We start from the raw sequence: 20,360 nt of genomic DNA, 5'->3' as shown, positions 1-20,360 counted from the left end.
CCCGCTCAGTAGCCGGCGGCCTGCCCGTCCTTGCGGCTTTCCGAAGCGCCGTAATACACCCCGCTGGCCGGGTCGCGCGCGATCGCCTGGTACCCGCCATACGGGCCATCGGCAAAGATCACCCGGTGGCCTTTGCGCATCAGCGCGCGAATGGTGTCGTAGGAGAAGCCGGTTTCCAGGTTGACCTCGCCGCCGTCGCTCATCGCGGTGGCCTGGCCGGTCGGCTCGGTGGAGCCTTCATGCTGGATGCGCGGCGCGTCGCCGGCCTCCTGCAGATTCATATGGAAGTCCACCAGGTTCATCACGATCTGCACGTGCCCCTGCGGCTGCATCGCCCCGCCCATTACCCCGAAGCTCAGCCACGGCTTGCCGTCCTTGGTGACGAAGGCGGGAATGATGGTCTGGAACGGCCGCTTGCCCGGCGCATAGCCGTTGGGGTGATCCTTTTTCAGCACGAACATCTCGCCGCGGTCCTGCAGGATGAAGCCCAGCCCGGGCGGGGCCATGCCGCTGCCCATGCCGCGGTAATTGGACTGGATCAACGACACCATCATGCCGTCGGCATCGGCCACGGTCATGTAGATGGTGTCGCCTTCTTCCAGCTGCTTTGGCGTGCCCGGCTGTACTTCCTTGAGCGCCTTGTCAGTGGAGATCAGCGCGCGACGCTGCGCGGCGTAGTCCTTGGAAATCAGCCTGGCCAGCGGCGCCGGCTGGAACGCCGGGTCGGCATAGAAGCGCGCGCGGTCGGCGAAGGCCAGCTTCTTGGCTTCGGTGAACAGGTGCACATGCTCGGCCGAGCCATACGGGATCTTGGAGAAATCGTAGCCTTCCAGGATATTGAGCATCTGCAGCGCGGCGATGCCCTGGCTGTTGGGCGGCAACTCCCAGACGTCATAGCCACGGTAGTTGGTGGACACCGGCTCCACCCACTCGCCGGTGTGGCTGGCCAGATCCTCGTAACTCAGGTAGCCGCCATTGGCCTTGAAATAGGCGCCGATGGTGCGGGCGATGTCGCCCTTGTAGAACGCATCGCGGCCACCGTCGGCGATCTGCTGCAAGGTGTTGGCCAGGTTCGGGTTCTTCCACAGCTCGCCCTTGCGCGGAGCATGGCCGTCGATGGTGAACTGCTCCTTGAAGCCGGGGTACTGCGACAGCCGCGGCACCGAGCGGTCCCAGTAATAGGCGATAGTCTCGGCCACCGGATGGCCCTCACGGGCGTAGCGGATCGCCGGGGCCAGGTTCTGCGCCATCGGCTTGCGCCCGAAGCGCTCGTGCAGCGCGAACCAGCCATCCACCGCGCCCGGCACCGAGACCGGCAACGGGCCGGTCGGCGGTATGTCCTTCAGCCCACGGCGCTGGAACTCGGCCAGGGTCAGCGACCTGGGCGAGCGGCCCGAACCGTTATAGCCGTAGAGCTTGCTGGTCTTGGGATCCCAGACGATGGCGAACAGATCCCCGCCGACGCCGTTGCCGGTGGGCTCCATCAGGCCCAGCGCGGCATTGGCGGCAATCGCCGCATCCACCGCCGAGCCGCCGTCCTTCATCACATCCAGCGCGATCTGGGTGGCCAGCGGCTGCGAGGTCGCTGCCATCGCATGTGGGGCGATGACTTCGGAGCGGGTGGCGAACGGCTGCCCGGTGATCCGGTCGGCAGCAGTGAGGGGCGGCGCGAGCAGCGCCAAGGCAGACATCAACAACACAGGTACGCGACGCATGACAGAAGATCCCCGGACACCACAGATAAGTGGCCAACCATACCAGCGGGTCGGGCCGCCTCGCTCGACAAGCGCTGCCTGTCAGCACAAATACCGCGCATTTAGTGACTCGCATCGCCCGTCACCACCCTGCAACGATGCGGTTTCAACAGCAACCATGCTGCTGCCACGCGGTTTCGCGCGGCACAGCGCCGATTGATGCGGCCGTTTCATGCGCAAGGGTTGACACCCCACCTGCAGCGATGGTTATCTCAGCCACATGTCGCACCGCCACACCACCTCGAACGCCCCAGTGTCCGCGCCCATCGGCGCGTCGGCAGCGTCGCTTCTCGTGCTCGTACTTATTACCTCGCCAACCGGTGCGGGACGGGACTTCGTGTAGGCAACAGACACACAAGGCTTCGATCAGACCCCGCACCGGCAACGGCGCGGGGTTTCGCGTTTCAGGGACCACCAAAAGTTTCGAATGACATGAACGACATCACCGACATCGCCACCAGCTGTCCTACCCGCACCGACCACTGCGCTGGTGCAGTGCCTGCGTGGCCGGTGCCGTCGTCCATCCCCGCTTTGCTCGGCCGGCCAGCCCCTGACGCTGCCGGCTGATCCTTTTCCCACTGCCAACCCCGCAAGGACTACTCCATGAGCAACGACACCCAACCGAAAATCGCGATCATCGGCTACGGCAGCCAGGGCCGCGCGCATGCGCTGAACCTGCGCGATTCCGGCTTCGACGTCACCGTCGGCCTGCGTGCCGGTGGCCCGACCGAATCCAAGGCTCAGGCCGACGGCTTCACCGTGGTGGCGCCGGCCGAGGCGGTCAAGAGTGCCGACCTGGTCGCGATCCTGACCCCGGACATGGTGCAGAAGAAGCTCTACGAAGAGGTCATCGCCCCGAACATGAAGCAAGGCGCCTGCCTGCTGTTTGCGCATGGCCTGAACGTGCATTTCGACATGATCACCCCGCGCGCCGATCTGGACGTGGTGCTGGTCGCGCCGAAGGGTCCGGGCGCGCTGGTGCGTCGCGAATATGAGATCGGCCGCGGCGTGCCGTGCATCTATGCGGTCTACCAGGACACCAGCGGCAAGGCCGAGCAGTTCGCGCTGACCTATGCCGGCGGCCTGGGCGGCGCGCGCGCCAACATCATCAAGACCACCTTCAAGGAAGAGACCGAAACCGATCTGTTCGGCGAGCAGGCCGTGCTGTGCGGCGGCGCCTCGTCGCTGGTGCAGGCCGGGTTCGAAGTGCTGGTGGAAGCCGGCTACCAGCCGGAGATCGCGTACTACGAAGTGCTGCACGAACTGAAGTTGATCGTGGACCTGTTTTACGAAGGCGGCATCACCCGCATGCTGGAATTCGTGTCCGAAACCGCGCAATACGGCGATTATGTCAGCGGCCCGCGCGTGATCGACGCCAGCACCAAGGCGCGCATGAAGGACGTGCTGACCGATATCCAGAACGGCACCTTTACCAAGAACTGGGTGGCCGAATACGAAGCCGGCCTGCCGAACTACACCAAGTTCAAGCAGGCCGATCTGGAGCACCCGATCGAGGAAGTGGGCAAGAAGCTGCGCGCCAAGATGGTGTGGCTCAACGGTCAGCAGCAGGCCGCCGCCGCACCTGCGAATCAACAAGCGGCGTAATGCCGCCGCACCCCCACCGCTAACACCGAAGGTCCGCAACGCATGAACACCTCCGCACACAGCACGCCCCGCAACGGCGCGCGCTGGCTGACGCAGGCCCTGGAAGCCGAAGGCGTGGAAACGCTGTTCGGTTATCCGGGCGGCACCATCATGCCGTTCTACGACGCCCTGGTGGATTCCAGGCTCAAGCACATCCTGGTCCGTCACGAACAGGGCGCCGCCCTCGCCGCCAACGGCTACGCCCGTGCCAGCGGCCGGGTCGGCGTGTGCGTGGCCACCTCCGGCCCGGGCGCGTCCAATCTGGTCACCGGCATCGCCGATGCGATGCTCGATTCGGTCCCGATGGTGTGCCTGACCGGCCAGGTCGCCACGCCCCTGCTGGGCACCGATGCGTTCCAGGAACTGGACGTGTTCGGCATGACCATGCCGATCGTCAAGCACAGCTTTCTGGTGCGGCGTGTGGAGGATCTCCCGGAGATGGTGCGCGAAGCGTTCCGCATTGCGCGCGAGGGACGTCCCGGGCCGGTGCTGATCGACCTGCCCAAGGACGTGCAGATCGCCGATGCCTCGCATCTGCCCGATCATGTGCCGGCGGCAGTGCTGCCGCCTCCGGCCCCGGAGGATGCGAAATTGGCCGAAGCGCTGGCGGCCATCGCCAGCGCCGAACGCCCGGTGGTGTACGGCGGTGGCGGCATTGCCCTGGCCGGTGCGGTGGAGGCGTTTCGGCGCTTTGTCGAAGCCACCGGCATTCCCACCGCGCTGACCTTGCGCGGCCTGGGCGCGCTGCCGCATGCGCATCCGGATTATCTGGGCATGCTGGGCATGCACGGCACCCGCGCGGCCAATATGGCGATCCAGGAATGCGATCTGTTGGTGGTGGTCGGCGCACGCTTCGACGACCGTGCCACCGGCAAGTTGAGCGAATTCGCACCATTCGCGCGCGTCATCCATCTGGATGCCGATGCGTATGAAATCTCCAAGCTGCGTACGGCCGACATCGCCGTGCCCGGCGATGTGGCGGTCAGTCTGAAGGCATTGAGCGCGGCACGTGGCAATTGCCAGGCATGGCGTACGCGCTGCTTTGCCAACCGCGAAAAATTCGGCGCGCGTTACGACGCGCCCGGCACCGATATCTACGCGCCGGCGCTGCTCAAGCGCCTGAGCGAAGTGGCCCCGGCCGACACCATCATTGCCTGCGATGTAGGTCAGCATCAGATGTGGGTGGCCCAGCATTGCCGCTTCAACGATCCGCGTAATCACCTCACCAGCGGCGCGCTCGGCACGATGGGCTTCGGCCTGCCGGCGGCGATGGGCGCGCAGTTCGCCTGCCCCGACCGCACCGTGGTGCTGGTCTCCGGCGACGGCAGTTTCATGATGAACGTGCAGGAGCTGGTGACGATCGCGCGCTGCAAGCTGCCGGTCAAAATCGTGTTGCTGGACAACAGCTCGCTGGGCATGGTGCGGCAATGGCAGGAACTGTTCTTTGCCGAGCGTTACAGCGAAATCGATCTGTCCGACAACCCGGATTTTGCCGCCCTGGCGCAGGTCTTCGGCATCCCGGCCAAGCGCATCATCGCGCGCGGCGATGTCGATGCCGCACTGGCCGAACTGCTGGCGCAACCCGGCCCCGGCCTGCTGCATGTGGCCATCGACGCGCGTGCCAACGTATGGCCGCTGGTGCCGCCCAACAACGCCAACAGCACCATGCTGGACAGCAATCCCGCACACGCGGCCAAGGAGACATCGCATGCGTTACCGGCTTGATCTGGTGCTGAAGCCGGCCGAAGGCGCATTGGTGCGCGTGCTCGGCATGACCGAGCGACGCGGCTTCCGCCCCTGCGCCATCCAGGGCGCCAGCGCCCCGGACGATGCCGGCCGCTGGCATCTGCAACTGGACGTGGACAGCACCCGCCCGCCGGAGACGCTGCGCCTGCAGCTGGAGAAGGTGTACGACTGCGAGTCGGTGACGATCACCGCGCTGGACTCGGTCGAGGTCGCGGCGTGAACGCCCGGACCTCGCGCGAGCATGAAACTGCTGTCCGGAGGTGTCTTCTCCCGGATCGGCCGTGCGCGTGCCGCAATGCCTGATTCCGGCCGCCCCTCCCCGCAGGAGCCAGACGTAGGCGACGTGGCGGTCAGCGTGGCCGACGTCCTGGCCGCGCAGGCCCGCCTGCGCAAGTATCTGTCGCCCACGCCGTTGCATTACGCCGAACGCTTTGGTGTGTGGTTGAAGCTGGAAAATCTGCAGCGCACCGGCTCCTACAAGGTGCGCGGTGCATTGAATGCCTTGCTGGCAGGGCTGGAACGCGGCGACGAGCGCCCGGTGATCTGCGCCTCGGCCGGCAATCATGCGCAAGGTGTGGCGTGGTCGGCGTACCGGCTGGGCGTGCAAGCCATCACGGTGATGCCCTACGGCGCGCCGCAGACCAAGATCGCCGGCGTCGCGCACTGGGGCGCCACCGTCCGCCAGCATGGCAACAGCTACGACGAGGCGTTTGCGTTCGCGCGCGAGCTGGCCGACCAGAACGGCTACCGTTTTCTGTCCGCCTTCGACGACCCGGATGTGATCGCCGGGCAAGGCACGGTCGGCATCGAGCTGGCCGCGCATGCGCCGGACGTGGTGATCGTGCCGATCGGCGGCGGCGGGCTGGCCTCCGGGGTGGCGCTGGCGCTGAAATCGCAAGGCGTGCGCATCGTCGGCGCGCAGGTGGAAGGTGTCGATTCGATGGCGCGCGCCGTACGTGGCGATCTGCGTGAAATCGCTCCGGTCCCCACCCTGGCCGACGGCGTGAAGGTCAAGATTCCCGGCTTTCTGACCCGCCGCCTGTGCGCGAGCCTGCTCGACGATGTGGTGATCGTGCGCGAGGCCGAATTACGCGAAACGCTGGTGCGCCTGGCCCTGGAAGAACACGTCATCGCCGAGGGCGCTGGCGCGCTGGCCTTGGCCGCCGGTCGCCGCGTTTCAGGGAAACGCAAGTGTGCGGTGGTCTCTGGCGGTAATATCGACGCAACTGTTCTGGCCACACTCTTGTCCGAGGTGCGGCCGCGGCCGCCACGCAAGCCGCGTCGTCGCAACACCGAGCGACTTCGCAACGAACGCAGCGCCAAGTCACTTCCCGAAACACCCGTTCTCTCCCGCCCATCCGCAGTCGCTCCAACGCCTGTCACCGCCATCGCCGTAGAGGAGTCTTCCTGGTGAACACGACCGTATCCAACCAGACCCCGCGTATCCGAATTTTCGACACCACCCTGCGCGACGGCGAGCAATCCCCCGGCTGCAGCATGACGCCCCAGCAAAAGCTGGTAATGGCGCGCGCGCTGGACGAACTCGGCGTGGACATCATCGAAACCGGTTTCCCGGCCAGTTCGCATTCGGACCGCGAGGCCGTCGCGATGATCGGCCGCGAGCTGCGTCGCCCCACGCTGGCGGTGCTGTCGCGCTGCCTGCAGGCCGACATCGAAACCTCCGCACGTGCACTGGAGGCGGCCGCCAATCCGCGCCTGCATGTCTTCCTGTCCACCAGCCCGCTGCACCGCGAGCACAAGCTGCGCATGAGCCGCGAGCAGGTGTTGGAGTCGGTGCACAAGCATGTGACGCTGGCGCGCGGCTATATCGACGACATCGAGTTCTCCGCCGAAGACGCCACCCGCACCGAAGAAGATTTCCTGGCCGAGGTGGCGCGCGTAGCGATCGCCGCCGGTGCCACCACGATCAATCTGCCGGACACGGTGGGCTTTACCACGCCGGAAGAAATCCGCGGCATGTTTTCGCGCCTGATCGCCAGCGTGGAAGGTGCCGACACCGTGATCTTCAGCGCGCACTGCCACAACGATCTGGGCCTGGCGGTGGCCAACTCGCTGGCGGCGATCGAAGGCGGCGCACGGCAGGTCGAGTGCACCATCAACGGCATCGGCGAGCGTGCTGGCAACTGCGCGCTGGAAGAAATCACCATGGCACTGAAGGTGCGCGGTGCGTTCTACAACATCGACACCGACATCAACACCCCACGCATCGTCTCCACCTCGCAGTTGCTGCAGCGCCTGGTCGGCATGCCGGTGCAGCGCAACAAGGCAGTGGTCGGCGGCAATGCGTTCGCACACGAGTCGGGCATCCACCAGCACGGCATGCTGCGCCATCGCGGCACCTACGAAATCATGCGTCCGGAAGACGTGGGCTGGGAGTCCTCGCAGATGGTGCTGGGCCGCCACAGCGGCCGCGCGGCGGTGGAACAGCGCCTGCGTGCCTTGGGGTACCTGCTGGAGGAAGAAGAGGTCAAGCTGGTCTTCGAGCAGTTCAAGGCGTTGTGCGAAAAGCAGCGTGTGGTCACCGACGCGGACCTGCAGGCCTTGATGCAGGACGCCACTGTGCAGGAAGGCTATCGCCTGGCGTCGATGACCATCAGCGATGTCGGCAGCCGTGCCAATGCGCTGGTGGAATTGTCCGACCCGGAAGGCAATCGCGTGGCCGAAACCGCCCAAGGCAATGGCCCGGTGGATGCGCTCTTCGGCGCACTGGCCTCGGCCACCGGTGTGAAGCTGGAGCTGGACAGCTACCAGGTGCATAGCGTGGGCATCGGCGCAGATGCGCGCGGCGAAGCCAGCCTGAGCGTGCGCCACGATGGCGTGGAATACGAAGGCACCGGCACCAGCAAGGACATCATCGAAGCCAGCGCCCTGGCGTGGCTGGATGTGGCCAACCGCCTGCTGCGTCAGCGCGAGCGCGGCGTGGTTGCCGGCAAGACGGCTGCGGTGGCGTAACACCGCTCATTCGCTGGACGATGCAAACCTGACGGCCGGCAGTGTGATCTGCTGGCCGTTCTGGTTTTGATGTCCCAGCTTTCTTGCAAGGGCGTCGATTTGCTGCGGGCGCCTGTGCGCCTACCGTCACTGGATACGGCGCCGCGCCACCGATCTTGGGGGCGGCATCTGCGGGTTTTATACGAATGCATCGGGTTGCTGCAGACGCTTGCACGCGTACCGACACAGAACAGCCTCGCGCACGAGGTCTGCCGACTTTGCGCGAATGCTTCGGTTTGCTGCGGGCGCTTGCACGCGTGCCGGTGTGGGACACGCCGCAAGTACGTCCGTGTAGGCTCTGGCGCGGCATCCATGCCGCTCAAGGTCCCACGCCGGCACCCGCGCAAGCACCACCAATTGCTATCGGTTACGGAAAGAAATGCAGAGGGCATGCTGGGAGCGTGGTGCCGCGTCCGGGGGCGGGACCGTGTGGCGGCATGGATGCAGCCACCGAGCCTCCAGGGACGGATTGACGGCGCGTCCCGACATCGGATGCGGCGCCGCGCTACCGACCGACCCTGCATGCCGACCAGTCCTGCGCACGCCATCCGCAGGTTCATGCAGATGCTTCGGTTGAATGATGTGGTCACAGATGAGGCAGCCGCCAAACGAAAGTGGCTATCGTCCGAAGAACGATAGCCACCAGTACAGCCAAGACGCCTCGGGGAAGCGATCGCTGTTACAGCGCGGCCACCACTGCATCGCCCATTGCCACCGTGCCAACCTTGGTCGTGCCTTCCGACCAGATGTCGGCGGTGCGCAGGCCTTGGTCGAGCACCTTACCGACTGCTTGCTCGATCGCATCAGCGGCAGCAGATTGCGCAAACGTATAGCGCAACATCATTGCCACCGACAGGATGGTGGCCAGCGGATTGGCGATGCCCTTGCCTGCGATGTCGGGCGCCGAGCCATGACACGGCTCGTACATGCCCTTGCTGTTGGCATCCAGCGAGGCCGAGGGCAGCATGCCGATCGAGCCGGTGAGCATCGACGCCTGGTCGGACAGGATGTCGCCGAACATGTTGTCGGTCACGATCACGTCGAACTGCTTGGGCGCACGCACCAACTGCATCGCCGCGTTGTCCACGTACATGTGCGACAGCGCGATGTCCGGATAATCCTTGGCCACTTCTTCGACGACGGCACGCCATAGCTGGCTCGATGCCAGCACATTGGCCTTGTCCACCGAACACAGCTTCTTGCCGCGCAAACGTGCCATCTCGAAACCGGCCTTGGCGATGCGGCGGATCTCGCTTTCGCTGTATGGCAGCGTGTCGTAGGCCTGACGCTCGCCGTTTTCCAGCGTGCGCGTACCCCGCGGCTGACCGAAATAAATGCCGCCGGTGAGCTCGCGCAGGATCAGCAGATCCAGCCCGGATACCACCTCCGGCTTGAGCGTGGAGGCCTCGGCCAGCTGCGGATACAGCAGTGCCGGACGCAGATTGGCGAACAACCCAAGCTGCGAGCGGATCTTGAGCAGGCCCCGCTCCGGGCGCAACGATGGGTCGATGGTGTCCCATTGCGGCCCACCGACCGCGCCCAGCAGCACCGCGTCGGCAGCGCGGGCACGCTCCAGCGTTTCGTCGGCCAGCGGGCTGCCGTACTTGTCGTAGGCCGCGCCACCCAGTTCGTCGTACACCAGGCTGAAACCCAAACCATGTTGCGCATCGATGCGCGTCAGCACCTTGACCGCTTCGGCCATGATCTCCGGGCCAATGCCGTCGCCAGGAAGAATCAGAATCTGCTTGCTCATGCAATCCTCATAGGTTGGCGCCGTAGCGCCCTGAAAATCAACGTGCCGCCCATACCACCAGCACATCCGTGCTGAAGGAACCATCGGCCGCAATCTGAAAGTATTCGCGCACTTCGTCTACCGCCGCGCCCTGCAATGCGCGAATGGCCGCGCGCAGCACTTCGGGCGTGCGCATGCGGTCTACCCAGCTCAGATAGTCCAGCTGCAGCCGTTGGCAATGATGCCGCTGCACCTGCAAGCCGGCATCGCCCAGCGTCTGCAACCACTGCGCAACACTGTAGTCACGCACATGGCTGGTATCGCGCAGCAACTCGATCGCCTGCAGATGCGTATCCAGCAGCGGCAGGCCAGGCGCCACCACATCGACAAAGGCCGCAATTCCGCCTGGACGCAGCACGCGCCGCACTTCGCGCAGTGCCTGTCCCAGGTCGCTCCAATGGTGCGCCGAGTAGCGGCTGACCACTGCATCGATGCTGCCGGTCTCGAACGGCAGGCGCTCGGCGGCACCTTGCACCGTGCGCACTTGGGTCAGCCCACGCTCTGCGGCAGTGGCCGCCACGACCTCGAGCATGTCGGCAGATAGATCGTAGGCCACCACCTCGGCCATCAGCGGCGCCAGCTGGAAACTCACATGCCCGGCACCGCAGCCCAGGTCGAGCAATCGCCCGTTGCAATGACCCTGCAGACCTGCGCGGAGCTCGGCGAACTCGGCGCCTTGCGCATGCACGTCGCTGTGCAGATAAGCCTGCGCCTGCGGCCCGAACTGCGCAGCGACATGCTTGCTCAGCGCACCGGCGTCAGCGTTGGCAACCGCGCTCACTGCAGCGCGCCGAACAGCCACGGTTGACGCGCGCGATGGCCTTGCTCGAAGCGACCGATCGCATCGGCGTCCTGCAGGGTCAGGCCGATGTCGTCCAGGCCGTTGAGCAGGCAGTGCTTGCGGAATGCATCGATGTCGAAGCCGTATTCCACGCCATCGGGGCGGCGCACGCGCTGTGCGGCCAGATCCACAGTGAGTTGATAGCCCTCGGTGGCCAGGCATTGCTCGAACAGGGCGTCCACTTCCGCTTCGGCCAGCACGATCGGCAGCAGGCCGTTCTTGAAGCTGTTGTTGAAGAAGATGTCGGCAAAGCTGGGCGCGATCACGGCGCGGAAGCCGTATTCGTCCAGCGCCCACGGCGCGTGCTCGCGCGAGGAACCGCAGCCGAAGTTCTCGCGTGCCAGCAACACGCTGGCGCCCTGATAGCGCGGGAAATTGAGCACGAACTCCGGATTGATCGGGCGCTGGCTGTTGTCGCGACCGGGCTCGCCGATGTCCAGATAGCGCCACTCGTCGAACAGGTTCGGCCCGAAGCCGGTGCGCTTGATCGACTTGAGGAATTGCTTGGGAATGATCTGGTCGGTATCGACATTGGCGCGATCCAGCGGCGCCACCAGTCCGGTGTGTTGGGTGAAAGGGGTCATTGAGAGAGGCCGGGATTGGGGATTAGGGATTGGGGATTCGAAAAGGCTGGGGATGGTGGAGCGCTTTTTACGAATCCCGAATCCCTATTCCCGAATCCCCAAGGTCACGCACATCAACAAAATGCCCGCTGACCGCCGCCGCTGCGGCCATTGCCGGGCTGACCAGATGGGTGCGGCCGCCGGCGCCCTGGCGGCCTTCGAAATTGCGGTTGGAGGTGGAGGCGCAGTGTTCGCCGCTGCCCAGCTTGTCCGGGTTCATCGCCAGACACATCGAGCAACCCGGCTCGCGCCATTCGAAACCGGCGTCCAGAAATACCTTGTCCAGGCCTTCGGCCTCGGCCTGCGCTTTCACCAGACCCGAGCCCGGCACTACCAGCGCCTGCTTGATGGTGGAGGCGACCTTGCGGCCCTTCGCAACCGCAGCGGCCGCACGCAGGTCTTCGATGCGCGAGTTGGTGCACGAGCCGATGAACACGCGGTCCAGGCGGATCTCGGTGATCGGCTGGTTTGCGCGCAAGCCCATGTACTTCAGCGCGCGCTCGATCGAATCGCGCCGGGTCGGATCCTGTTCGGTTGCCGGGTCGGGCACCTGCTGATCCACCGCCAGCACCATTTCCGGCGAGGTGCCCCAGCTGACCTGCGGCTTGATGTCTTCGGCGCGCAGTTCCACCACGGTGTCGAAGTGCGCGTCGGCATCGGAGACCAGCGTGCGCCACAGCGCGACCGCCGCCTCCCAGTCGGCGCCCTTGGGCGCAAATGGGCGACCTTGCACGTAGGCAATGGTCTTTTCGTCCACCGCCACCATGCCCACGCGCGCACCGGCTTCGATGGACATGTTGCAGATGGTCATGCGGCCTTCCATCGACAGCGCGCGGATCGCGCTGCCGGCAAATTCCAGTGCATGGCCGTTGCCGCCGGCGGTGCCGATCCTGCCGATCACCGCCAGCACGATGTCCTTGGCGGTCACGCCGAACGGCAGCGTGCCTTCCACGCGCACCTGCATGTTCTTCATCTTCTTGGCGATCAGGCATTGCGTGGCCAGCACATGCTCGACCTCGGAGGTGCCGATGCCGTGCGCAAGCGCGCCGAACGCGCCATGCGTGGAGGTGTGCGAATCGCCGCAGACCACGGTCATGCCCGGCAGGGTGGCGCCCTGCTCGGGGCCGACCACATGCACGATGCCCTGGCGCGCATCGTTCATCTTGAACTCGAGGATGCCGAAGTCGTCGCAGTTCTCGTCCAGCGTCTGCACCTGCAGGCGCGAGACTTCGTCGGAGATCGACTCCAGCCCGCCCTGGCGCTCGGCACGCGTGGTCGGCACGTTGTGGTCGGGCGTGGCGATGTTGGCGTCGATGCGCCACGGCTTGCGCCCGGCTAGGCGCAGGCCTTCGAACGCCTGCGGCGAGGTCACTTCATGCAGGATGTGGCGGTCGATGTAGATCAGCGACGAACCATCGTCGCGGCGCGTGACCTCGTGCAGGTCCCACAGCTTGTCGTACAGCGTCTTGGCAGTCATTGCGGCGATCCGGTTGGCGGATGGTGGGAGCACCCACCTGGCTGCGTTCGATGCTAGGAGCTTGCCTTGGATAACGCAAATTCATATTGTTTATTCAACAAATGAAATTTGGGAATGGCAATGGACCTGGCAAGCCTCAGCGCCTTCGTGGCGATCGCCGAGAGCGGCAGCTTTTCGGCAGCCGGCGAGGCCTTGCACCTCACCCAGCCGGCGGTGAGCAAGCGGATCGCTTTGTTGGAAGCGCAACTGTCGGCACGGCTGTTCGACCGCCTTGGTCGCCAGGTGGTGCTGACCGAGGCCGGCCAGGCCCTGCTGCCGCGCGCGCAACGCATCCTGGCCGAGCTGCAGGACACCCGCCGCGTGCTGGAGCATCTTGGCGCGGCGGTCGGCGGGCGCCTGAGCCTGGCGACCAGCCATCATGTCGGCCTGCACCGCCTGCCCGCCCTGCTCCGCGGCTTCGCTGCGCAACATCCGCAGGCCGCGCTGGACATCCAGTTTCTGGATTCGGAACTGGCCTATGCCGCGGTGCTGCGCGGCGAGGTGGAGCTGGCGGTCACCACGCTGGCACCGGATACGCGTGCGCCGCTACGCGCGCAACCGATCTGGCATGACCGCCTGCAGTTCGTGGTGGCGCCGGATCACCCGCTGGCCGCGTTGCGCGCGGTGTCGCTGGAAGATGTGGTGGCGCATCCAGCGGTGCTGCCGGACCCGGGCACGTTCACCCATCGCATCGTCGCCGGTCTGTTCGCCGAGCGCGCCCTGGTGCCGAGCCTGCGTATGACCACCAACTATCTGGAGACGATCAAGATGCTGGTGTCGGTGGGCCTTGCGTGGAGCGTGTTGCCGGAGCGCATGATCGACCATCAGATCGTGGCGCTGCCGCTGCCCGACGTGGCGCTGTCGCGCGAGCTGGGCTGCGTGACCCATGGCGGGCGCACCCTGTCGCGCGCCGCGCAGGCATTTGTGGCGTTGTTGCATGCGCAGGCGGACCAGCTGCAGACGTGAGCGCGGCAGTCCCGCGCAGCCGGCAACACAGCAGCCTTATTGATCCACCAACCGATCGCGCCCCAGCCGCTTGGCGTGGTACAGACGGCGGTCTGCCAGCGCCAGCAATTCGCGCCGGCTCGGTGCCTCATCGCTCATCGCCATGCCCATGCTGGCGGTGCAGCGCACCGTCGTGCCCTGCGTCTGGACAGCGATCGCGGCGAGCCGCTGGCGCATGCGCTCGAACAAGGCGCGCGCCTGTGCCGCGTCCACACCCACTGCCGCGAGCAGAAACTCTTCGCCACCGTGGCGCGCGGCAAAGCACTGCGCCCGATCCTGTTCGCTGAGTGCTTCGCCGATCGCGGACAGCACCGCGTCACCGACCTCGTGGCCGTATTCGTCGTTGATGTGCTTGAAATGGTCGATATCCATCAGCACCAACGCCAACGGGGCGCCACCGGCGTGCGCATCGTCGAACCATTGCTGCAGGACCCGCTCGGCCTCGCGGCGATTCGGCAGGTCGGTCAGCACGTCATGGCTGGCGCGGTATTCGAGCTGGCGCATCAGCGCTTCGCGCTCCTGGCTGGCCTGCTGCAGCGCGAGGTTCTTGTCGCTCAGCTCGCGTGTGCGTGCGTCGATCACCGTATTGAGCTGGCGCTGCCGGCGGCGATAACTGGCGGTACGCCACAGATAAAACCCGTAGATCAGGCTGCCCAGCCCGAGGATGCCCAGGGCGATCACTTCGCCACGACGCCACCACGGCGGCGCCAGCGCGATCACCAGGCTGGATTCGCCCAACAGCGCGGTCTGTCGCCAGTCCACCGGCAGCGACATCGCCTGGACACGGAAGCGGAAGCGCCCCGGCGGCAGATTGGTGTAGACCGCCTCGCTGGTGCTGTCGGCGTCCACCCAGTCCGGGTCGAAGCCCTCCAGCCGGTAGCGGTAGCGCACCTTGTCCGGGCCACGGAAATTCAACCCGGCATAGCCGATGGCGATGCGCCGGGTCTCCGCACCGAAGCGATGCAGGCCAGTGAGCGGCTGCACCATGCCGTCGACCAGCAGGCGCTCGAACACGATCGGCACGCGATGGCCTTGCAAGGTGCCCACGCGCGCCGGATCGATCACGCCCAGGCCTGCAGCGGTGGGGAACAGCAGCTGCCCGGACTGCGTCATCCAGCCGGCCGGCGCGCTGCTGCCGTTGCCCTGATTGCCGGGCATGCCGTCGCTGCGATCCACCACCTCCACGCTCAACTGCTCGCGCGTCCCGGCATCGAGCTGGTCGAAGTCGCTGCGCGCGATGCGGAATACGCCATGGTTGCTCGACAACCAGAAATAACCGCGGCCGTCATCGATCACCCGGAACACCTTGTCGCGCGGCAGCCCGACCCGGTGGTCGTAGACGCGAAAGGTCTCACCACTCAGGCGCAGCAGGCCACGATCGCTGGCGATCCACAGGTCGCCCTTGGCATCGCGCAGGAAGTCGAAGGCGTTCTGTCCGGGAAAATCCTGCTCGCCTAGCCATGCGCGCGTGCTGCCGTTTGCCGACAGCGCGGTCATGCCGCGATCGGTGCCGATCCACACGGTGCCCAGCGTGTCGCGATACAGCACCTGCACCGAGCCATCGGGTACGCCGTCGGCGGCGGTGTAGCGGCGTGCCTTGCCATCGCGCCAGCGCACCAGCCCGGCCGTGGTGCCGATCCATAGCGTCTGGCCATCCGGCAACACCGCGCGCACCGAGAGCGACGGCAGGCCGTCGGCCGCACCGATGCGCGCCAGCACGCGACCTTGCGCATCCAGCCGCACCACACCTTGGCTGTAGGTGCCGGCCCAGACGCCGCCATCGCCGGCGTCGGCCAGGGCCAGCACCGACTGCTCCAGCACGCGTCCGCCCTGGTTCGGCACCACCGACACGCGACTGATCTGACGATTGCGCCAGCGGTCCAGGCCCACCGCGCTGCCCACCCACACGGTGCCGTCGCCGGTCTGCAACACCGTGCGCACATAGTCCGAAGCCAGCCCATCCTCGTGGGTGATGCCGTGCGCGGCGCCCTCGGCAATGCGGAACAGGCCGTGCGTGCTGCCGACCCAGATCAGGCCCTCGGCGTCTTCCAGCAGCGCCGGGCTGGCCACTCCTGAAATGGCGATCTGTTCGTCGGGCGCATTCGCGCCGCTGTGGACCACCAGCGTGCCCGACGGCAGGCTCATCCACAGATGTCCGCGCCGGTCCAGCAGCAATGCATCCACGCGCTGGCCCTGGCGGAACCGCTGCAGGCCGCCGCCGCGGCTCCACCACCACACGCCGTCGTCGCCTGCAACGAGCAGGCCGCCCTGACGATCGCTGGCCAGCCGCCGCACCGGTGCGGCGCGCATCCCATGTGCCTTGCCCCAGGCCTCGGCTGCGCTGCCGTCGCGGGGCAGACGATAGAGCCCGACTTCGGTACCCACCCATAAATCGCCACTGCCCTCGGCCGCCAGCGCGGTGATGCGCGCGCGCGGCAGGCCGGCCTGGCGACCGACGTCCACCACCCGCCCATCCGGCTCGATGCGGTACAGCGTCTGCGGCGTGCCGACCCACAGCGCGCCGTCGGCGCGTCGCAGCAGCGCACTGACCGCCAGGTGCCGCGCCGAAGCGTCGCCCAGTTGCTGCCAGTGGCCGTCCTGGTAGTGATAGACGCCATCGAACGCGGTGCCGAACAGCATCCCGCCGGTGCTGTCGCGTATCACCACGAACACGCCCCCCAGCTCGACGCCCGGTGTGTTCTGGCGGTCATACACGGTGAAGTCGCGGCCGTTGAAGCGCGCCACGCCTTCCCAGGTGCCCAGCCAGATCAGGCCGTCGGCGCCCTGCGCCACCGCATGCACCAGATTGTGCGGCAGGCCGTCGTCCATGCTCCAGCGCGTGACGGTGTGATACGCGGTATGGGTCGGCGGCTGGGCGCCGGCCGGCCACACGCCGAGCAGGATGCAGGCCAGCAACGCCCATCGCCACAGCAGCCCGGTCCGCCGCACGCATGTGCTGCGGACGCAGCCTGTATGCGCATGCGCCCCGACCCTGTCCACGCTCTCCCATCCCCTCGTCGTGCCGGCAAAAGAGGCTGCCGACATGCGCCGACAGACCGTTAGTCAATCTATCACCGGGGGTTTTTCGGCGCCCTAGGTGGATTCCCCACAAGGATGGGACGCACCATGACACCGGGAGGCATTCAGTTGAAACAATTATTGGCCATCACCAAGCGGGGGCGCAGCTAACGCGGTGGCGCGATCTTTCCTGAGTGCTTCAAGGCGCAGCGCGGGCGGCGAGTATAAATATAGAACCCGATGGTCTAGTATTGGCGGCATGTCCAGCTCGCCCCCCCTCAAGTCCAAGGCCAAGAGCAACGGCCCTGGACGGCCCAAGGATCTTGGGAAACGCGCCGCCATCCTGGGCGCTGCCCGCACCATGTTCATGGAGCAGGGGTATGCCGGTGTCAGCATGGATGGCATCGCCGCGCAGGCGGGCGTGTCCAAGCTCACCGTCTACAGTCATTTTGGCGACAAGGAGAGCCTGTTTTCCGAGGCGATCCGTGCGCAATGCCAGCACATGATGCCGGACGACCTGTTCGACCACGCCCCCGAGGGCGCGTTGCGCGATCAGCTGATCGAAATCGCCGATGCCTTCTTCGCCATGGTCAGCACCGACTCGGCCATCGCCACCCACCGCATGATGATGGCGCCGGGTACCGGCGATGTGCATGTGCGCGAGATGTTCTGGGACGCCGGCCCCAAGCGAACCCAGCAGGCGCTGGCGGATTTCCTGTCCGCGCGCGTGGCCGACGGCCAGCTGAAGATCGACGACGTGGCGCGTGCGGCCTCGCAGTTCTTCTGCCTGCTCAAGGGCGAGCTGTATGCGCTGATGATGTGCGGCCTGCATGGCCAGCCCACCCGCGCGCAGGTGGACGAGCACCTGCAGGCCAGCGTGGATTTTTTCCTGAGGGCGTATGCGCCGCGCTGACCGCCCCCGGCCTTTGGTGGCGATGACTTCCGGCACTGCGCCGTTTGGCGGCGCGCAGCGATGCTAGATGCGCCAGTCGCCCCGTGCACCGGTAAAATGCCTGCCCCACCGCGTTGGATAACCGCACCATGACGATCGATTTCTCCCAGGCCCGCGAAAAGATGGTCGAACAGCAGATCCGGCCGTGGGACGTGCTGGACCTGCGCGTGCTCGAGGTGCTGGCGCGCCTGCCGCGCGAAGCCTTCGTGCCCGAGGCCTACAAGACCCTGGCCTATGTCGATGTGGAAATCCCGCTGTCGGCCGGCCACAAGATGATGAAGCCGGTAGTGGAAGGCCGCATGTTGCAGGCGCTGGATCTGCAGCCGGGCGAAGACGTGCTGGAAATCGGCACCGGCAGCGGGTTTTCCACTGCCTGCCTGGCCGCGCTGGCCCGCGAAGTGCTGAGCCTGGAGATCGACCCGGCACTGGCCGCCGCTGCACGCGCCAATCTGGATAGCAGCGGCCTGGGCAGCAACGTGCGGATCGAGACCGCCGACGTGTTTGGCTGGCAGAGCGAGCGTCGCTTCGATGCCATCTGCGTGACCGGCGCGGTCGAGTCGCTGCCGACGCAGTGGCTGCAGTGGCTGCGCCCGAACGGCCGGCTGTTCGTGGTGCGCGGTCACGATCCAGTGATGGAAGCGGTCCTGGTCCGTGGCGACGTCAACGCGCCGCGCATCGAATCGTTGTTCGAAACCGACCTCGCCTATCTCCAGGGCGCCGCACCGACGCCCCGATTCCAATTCTGATTCCCAAGGAAGCTTCCCCGATGATCCGCCGATCCCTCGTCCTGGCGCTGGCCGCCGCCCTGTCTCCGATGGCTGCAAACGCCACCGATCTGCTGCAGGTCTACGAAATGGCCCGCAACGGCGATCCGCAGCTGGCAGTGGCCGAGTCCACTCGCCTGGTCAATCGGGAAGGTCAGGTGCAGGCGCGTGCGGCGTTGTTGCCGCAGCTGGACGGCACCGCCGGGTACACCCAGTCGCACCGCGAGCTGGAAGGCGTGGATGGCCGCTCGACCACCAAGCAGCGTCAGTACGCGATCCAGGGCAACCAGACCATCTTCAACTGGGCGCAGTTCGCCAATCTGCGTGCACAGCGCGAAGTGGCCAAGGCGGCGGACTTCACGCTGGAATCGGCCAACAACGACCTGATCACCCGCACCTCGGCGGCGTATTTCCAGGTACTGGTCGGCATCGAATCGCTGGCGGCGGCAGAAACCAACGAAGCGGCCGCCAAGAAACAGTTCGACTACGCCGACAAGCGCCTGGAAGTGGGCCTGGCCCCGATCACCGACGTGCACGAAGCGCGTGCCCAGTACGACCAGGCGCGTGCCGATACGATCAATGCGCGCAACACGCTGAAGGATTACTACCAGGCGTTGACCGAGCTCACCGGCCAGCCGGTGGTCAGCCTGCGTGCACTGCCGGAAGAGTTCCGTCCGGAAGTACCGGCCGCCTATGCCAACGTCGATCAACTGGTGGCCACCGCCATCGCCGACAATCCGGCGTTGAAGGCGCAGCAGTTGCAGGTCAGCGCCGCCGAGGCGCAGGTCAATGCCGCGCGTGCGGGCCACTACCCCACCTTGAACCTTGGCGCCAATATCGGCCGCACCAACAGCTGGGGAGGCGCAGGCACCGTCGATCAGGCGGCCGGCAACTTCACTACCAGCGGCCGCGACATCGATACCGATTCGATCGGCATCACGCTGTCGATTCCGATCTTCGCCGGCGGCGCCACCCAGTCGGCCGTGCGTCAGGCGCTGTCGCGTCGCGATATCCAGCAGGACACCTACGAGCAGCAGAAGCGCGCGCTGGATCGCAATACGCGCAATGCCTATCAGACCGTGGTCGCCGGCATCAGCGAAGTGGAAGCACGCCGCCTGGCCGTGGTCTCCGCACAGGCCGCATACGACGCTTCGCAGGTGGGTCTGGAAGTCGGTACGCGCACCGTGCTGGACGTGGTGCAGAACCAGCGCACCTTGTTCCAGGCGCAGCTGAACTATGCGCAGTCGCGCTACAACTTCCTGCAGAACCGTCTGCTGCTGGGCCAGGCGATCGGCAAGCTCGACATCACCGACCTGCAGGACGTGAACCGCCTGCTGTCGCAGGATGCCGAGTCCAAGCTGCAGGGCAGTGGCTCGCTGCAGTAATGCGGGCGGATAGGTAACTAAAAAGGCGGGCGCAGCCCGCCTTTTTTATGTCCGATGCATACGCGTACCTGGCTGCGTGCGATCCCTGCGATGACTGCGGCATTAGCCGCTGATCTGCGACTTGGCTGCAGGGCCCTTGCCCGCCCACCATCGCGGGACACGCCGCAAGTAGGTCCCAGTAAGCTCTTACGCGGCCTCCATGCCGCGTCAGGTCCCGCGACGGTGAACGGGCAAGGACCAGTCGAGATGGTCGGCGTGCAGGTTTGCAAGCAATTTCAACAAAGCAACCGGCGAACTCTCTGCTGCGG

15 protein-coding genes are annotated in these 20,360 nt (G+C 66.1%); 9 read left to right on the top strand and 6 right to left on the bottom strand.

Features of this window, described 5'->3' with window-relative positions; all coding sequences use genetic code 11:
• Window positions 1-5: 5 nt before the first annotated feature.
• Window positions 6-1,715: a gamma-glutamyltransferase gene (gene ggt / locus ABQ137_RS19855; protein ID WP_167709638.1), complete on the bottom strand. Its 1,710-nt coding sequence runs from the start codon at window positions 1,713-1,715 to the stop codon at window positions 6-8.
• Window positions 1,716-2,357: 642 nt separating this feature from the next.
• Here ggt and ilvC point away from each other — a divergent pair.
• The 5 genes from ilvC to ABQ137_RS19830 all read left to right on the top strand — a co-directional run bounded on the left by ilvC (window position 2,358) and on the right by ABQ137_RS19830 (window position 8,117).
• Window positions 2,358-3,359 carry a ketol-acid reductoisomerase gene (gene ilvC / locus ABQ137_RS19850; protein WP_024940100.1) on the top strand — a complete coding sequence of 334 codons (1,002 nt, stop codon included), beginning with the start codon at window positions 2,358-2,360 and terminating at the stop codon, window positions 3,357-3,359.
• Between the two features lie 42 nt (window positions 3,360-3,401).
• On the top strand, window positions 3,402-5,123 hold the full coding sequence (gene ilvG / locus ABQ137_RS19845) for an acetolactate synthase 2 catalytic subunit (RefSeq protein ID WP_016902671.1): 1,722 nt from the start codon (window positions 3,402-3,404) through the stop codon (window positions 5,121-5,123).
• Window positions 5,107-5,364, top strand: coding sequence for an ACT domain-containing protein (locus tag ABQ137_RS19840; protein ID WP_024940102.1), 258 nt, complete (start codon window positions 5,107-5,109; stop codon window positions 5,362-5,364). Before ilvG ends, ABQ137_RS19840 begins: the two co-directional genes overlap by 17 nt.
• A 123-nt stretch (window positions 5,365-5,487) precedes the next feature.
• Window positions 5,488-6,558 carry a threonine dehydratase gene (locus tag ABQ137_RS19835; protein WP_024940103.1) on the top strand — a complete coding sequence of 357 codons (1,071 nt, stop codon included), beginning with the start codon at window positions 5,488-5,490 and terminating at the stop codon, window positions 6,556-6,558.
• On the top strand, window positions 6,555-8,117 hold the full coding sequence (locus ABQ137_RS19830) for a 2-isopropylmalate synthase (RefSeq protein WP_024940104.1): 1,563 nt from the start codon (window positions 6,555-6,557) through the stop codon (window positions 8,115-8,117). The genes ABQ137_RS19835 and ABQ137_RS19830 overlap by 4 nt, the downstream gene beginning before the upstream one ends.
• 718 nt (window positions 8,118-8,835) lie before the next feature.
• Here the strand turns inward: ABQ137_RS19830 and leuB are convergent.
• The 4 genes from leuB to leuC form a co-directional block, all read right to left on the bottom strand.
• On the bottom strand, window positions 8,836-9,909 hold the full coding sequence (leuB, locus tag ABQ137_RS19825; RefSeq protein ID WP_047127201.1) for a 3-isopropylmalate dehydrogenase: 1,074 nt from the start codon (window positions 9,907-9,909) through the stop codon (window positions 8,836-8,838).
• 37 nt (window positions 9,910-9,946) lie between these two features.
• Window positions 9,947-10,696, bottom strand: coding sequence for a class I SAM-dependent methyltransferase (locus ABQ137_RS19820; protein ID WP_104542408.1), 750 nt, complete (start codon window positions 10,694-10,696; stop codon window positions 9,947-9,949).
• 29 nt (window positions 10,697-10,725) lie between these two features.
• The gene (gene leuD / locus ABQ137_RS19815) at window positions 10,726-11,373 is read right to left on the bottom strand and encodes a 3-isopropylmalate dehydratase small subunit (RefSeq protein WP_024938988.1); all 648 of its coding nucleotides are present in this window, start codon (window positions 11,371-11,373) and stop codon (window positions 10,726-10,728) included.
• A 67-nt stretch (window positions 11,374-11,440) separates the two neighbouring features.
• Complete coding sequence (gene leuC, locus ABQ137_RS19810) at window positions 11,441-12,889, bottom strand: 3-isopropylmalate dehydratase large subunit (RefSeq protein ID WP_102255905.1); 1,449 nt, start codon at window positions 12,887-12,889, stop codon at window positions 11,441-11,443.
• A 120-nt stretch (window positions 12,890-13,009) separates the two neighbouring features.
• On the opposite strand from leuC, the gene ABQ137_RS19805 reads away from it, so the two are divergent.
• Complete coding sequence (locus ABQ137_RS19805; RefSeq protein WP_039525576.1) at window positions 13,010-13,894, top strand: LysR family transcriptional regulator; 885 nt, start codon at window positions 13,010-13,012, stop codon at window positions 13,892-13,894.
• A gap of 36 nt (window positions 13,895-13,930) precedes the next feature.
• On the opposite strand, the gene ABQ137_RS19800 is transcribed toward ABQ137_RS19805, so the two are convergent.
• Window positions 13,931-16,978 (bottom strand): diguanylate cyclase, encoded by a 3,048-nt coding sequence (locus ABQ137_RS19800; protein WP_260400520.1) that lies wholly within the window; start codon window positions 16,976-16,978, stop codon window positions 13,931-13,933.
• A gap of 232 nt (window positions 16,979-17,210) precedes the next feature.
• Between ABQ137_RS19800 and ABQ137_RS19795 the strand changes: the two genes are divergently transcribed.
• From ABQ137_RS19795 to ABQ137_RS19785, 3 genes are all read left to right on the top strand, one after another.
• Window positions 17,211-17,864, top strand: coding sequence for a TetR/AcrR family transcriptional regulator (locus ABQ137_RS19795; RefSeq protein WP_065032828.1), 654 nt, complete (start codon window positions 17,211-17,213; stop codon window positions 17,862-17,864).
• A gap of 128 nt (window positions 17,865-17,992) precedes the next feature.
• Entirely contained in the window at window positions 17,993-18,649 is a 657-nt protein-coding gene (locus ABQ137_RS19790; RefSeq protein WP_024938983.1) for a protein-L-isoaspartate O-methyltransferase family protein, read from the top strand.
• Window positions 18,650-18,669: 20 nt separating this feature from the next.
• Window positions 18,670-20,052 carry a TolC family outer membrane protein gene (locus ABQ137_RS19785; protein ID WP_102580728.1) on the top strand — a complete coding sequence of 461 codons (1,383 nt, stop codon included), beginning with the start codon at window positions 18,670-18,672 and terminating at the stop codon, window positions 20,050-20,052.
• Window positions 20,053-20,360: the final 308 nt, after the last annotated feature.

This window comes from Xanthomonas sp. WHRI 8393, from assembly GCF_040203315.1.
Classification (GTDB): Bacteria; Pseudomonadota; Gammaproteobacteria; order Xanthomonadales; family Xanthomonadaceae; genus Xanthomonas; species Xanthomonas arboricola.
The sequence above is the reverse complement of the archived record's forward strand: the minus strand, read 5'-3'. Positions and strand labels throughout refer to the sequence as shown.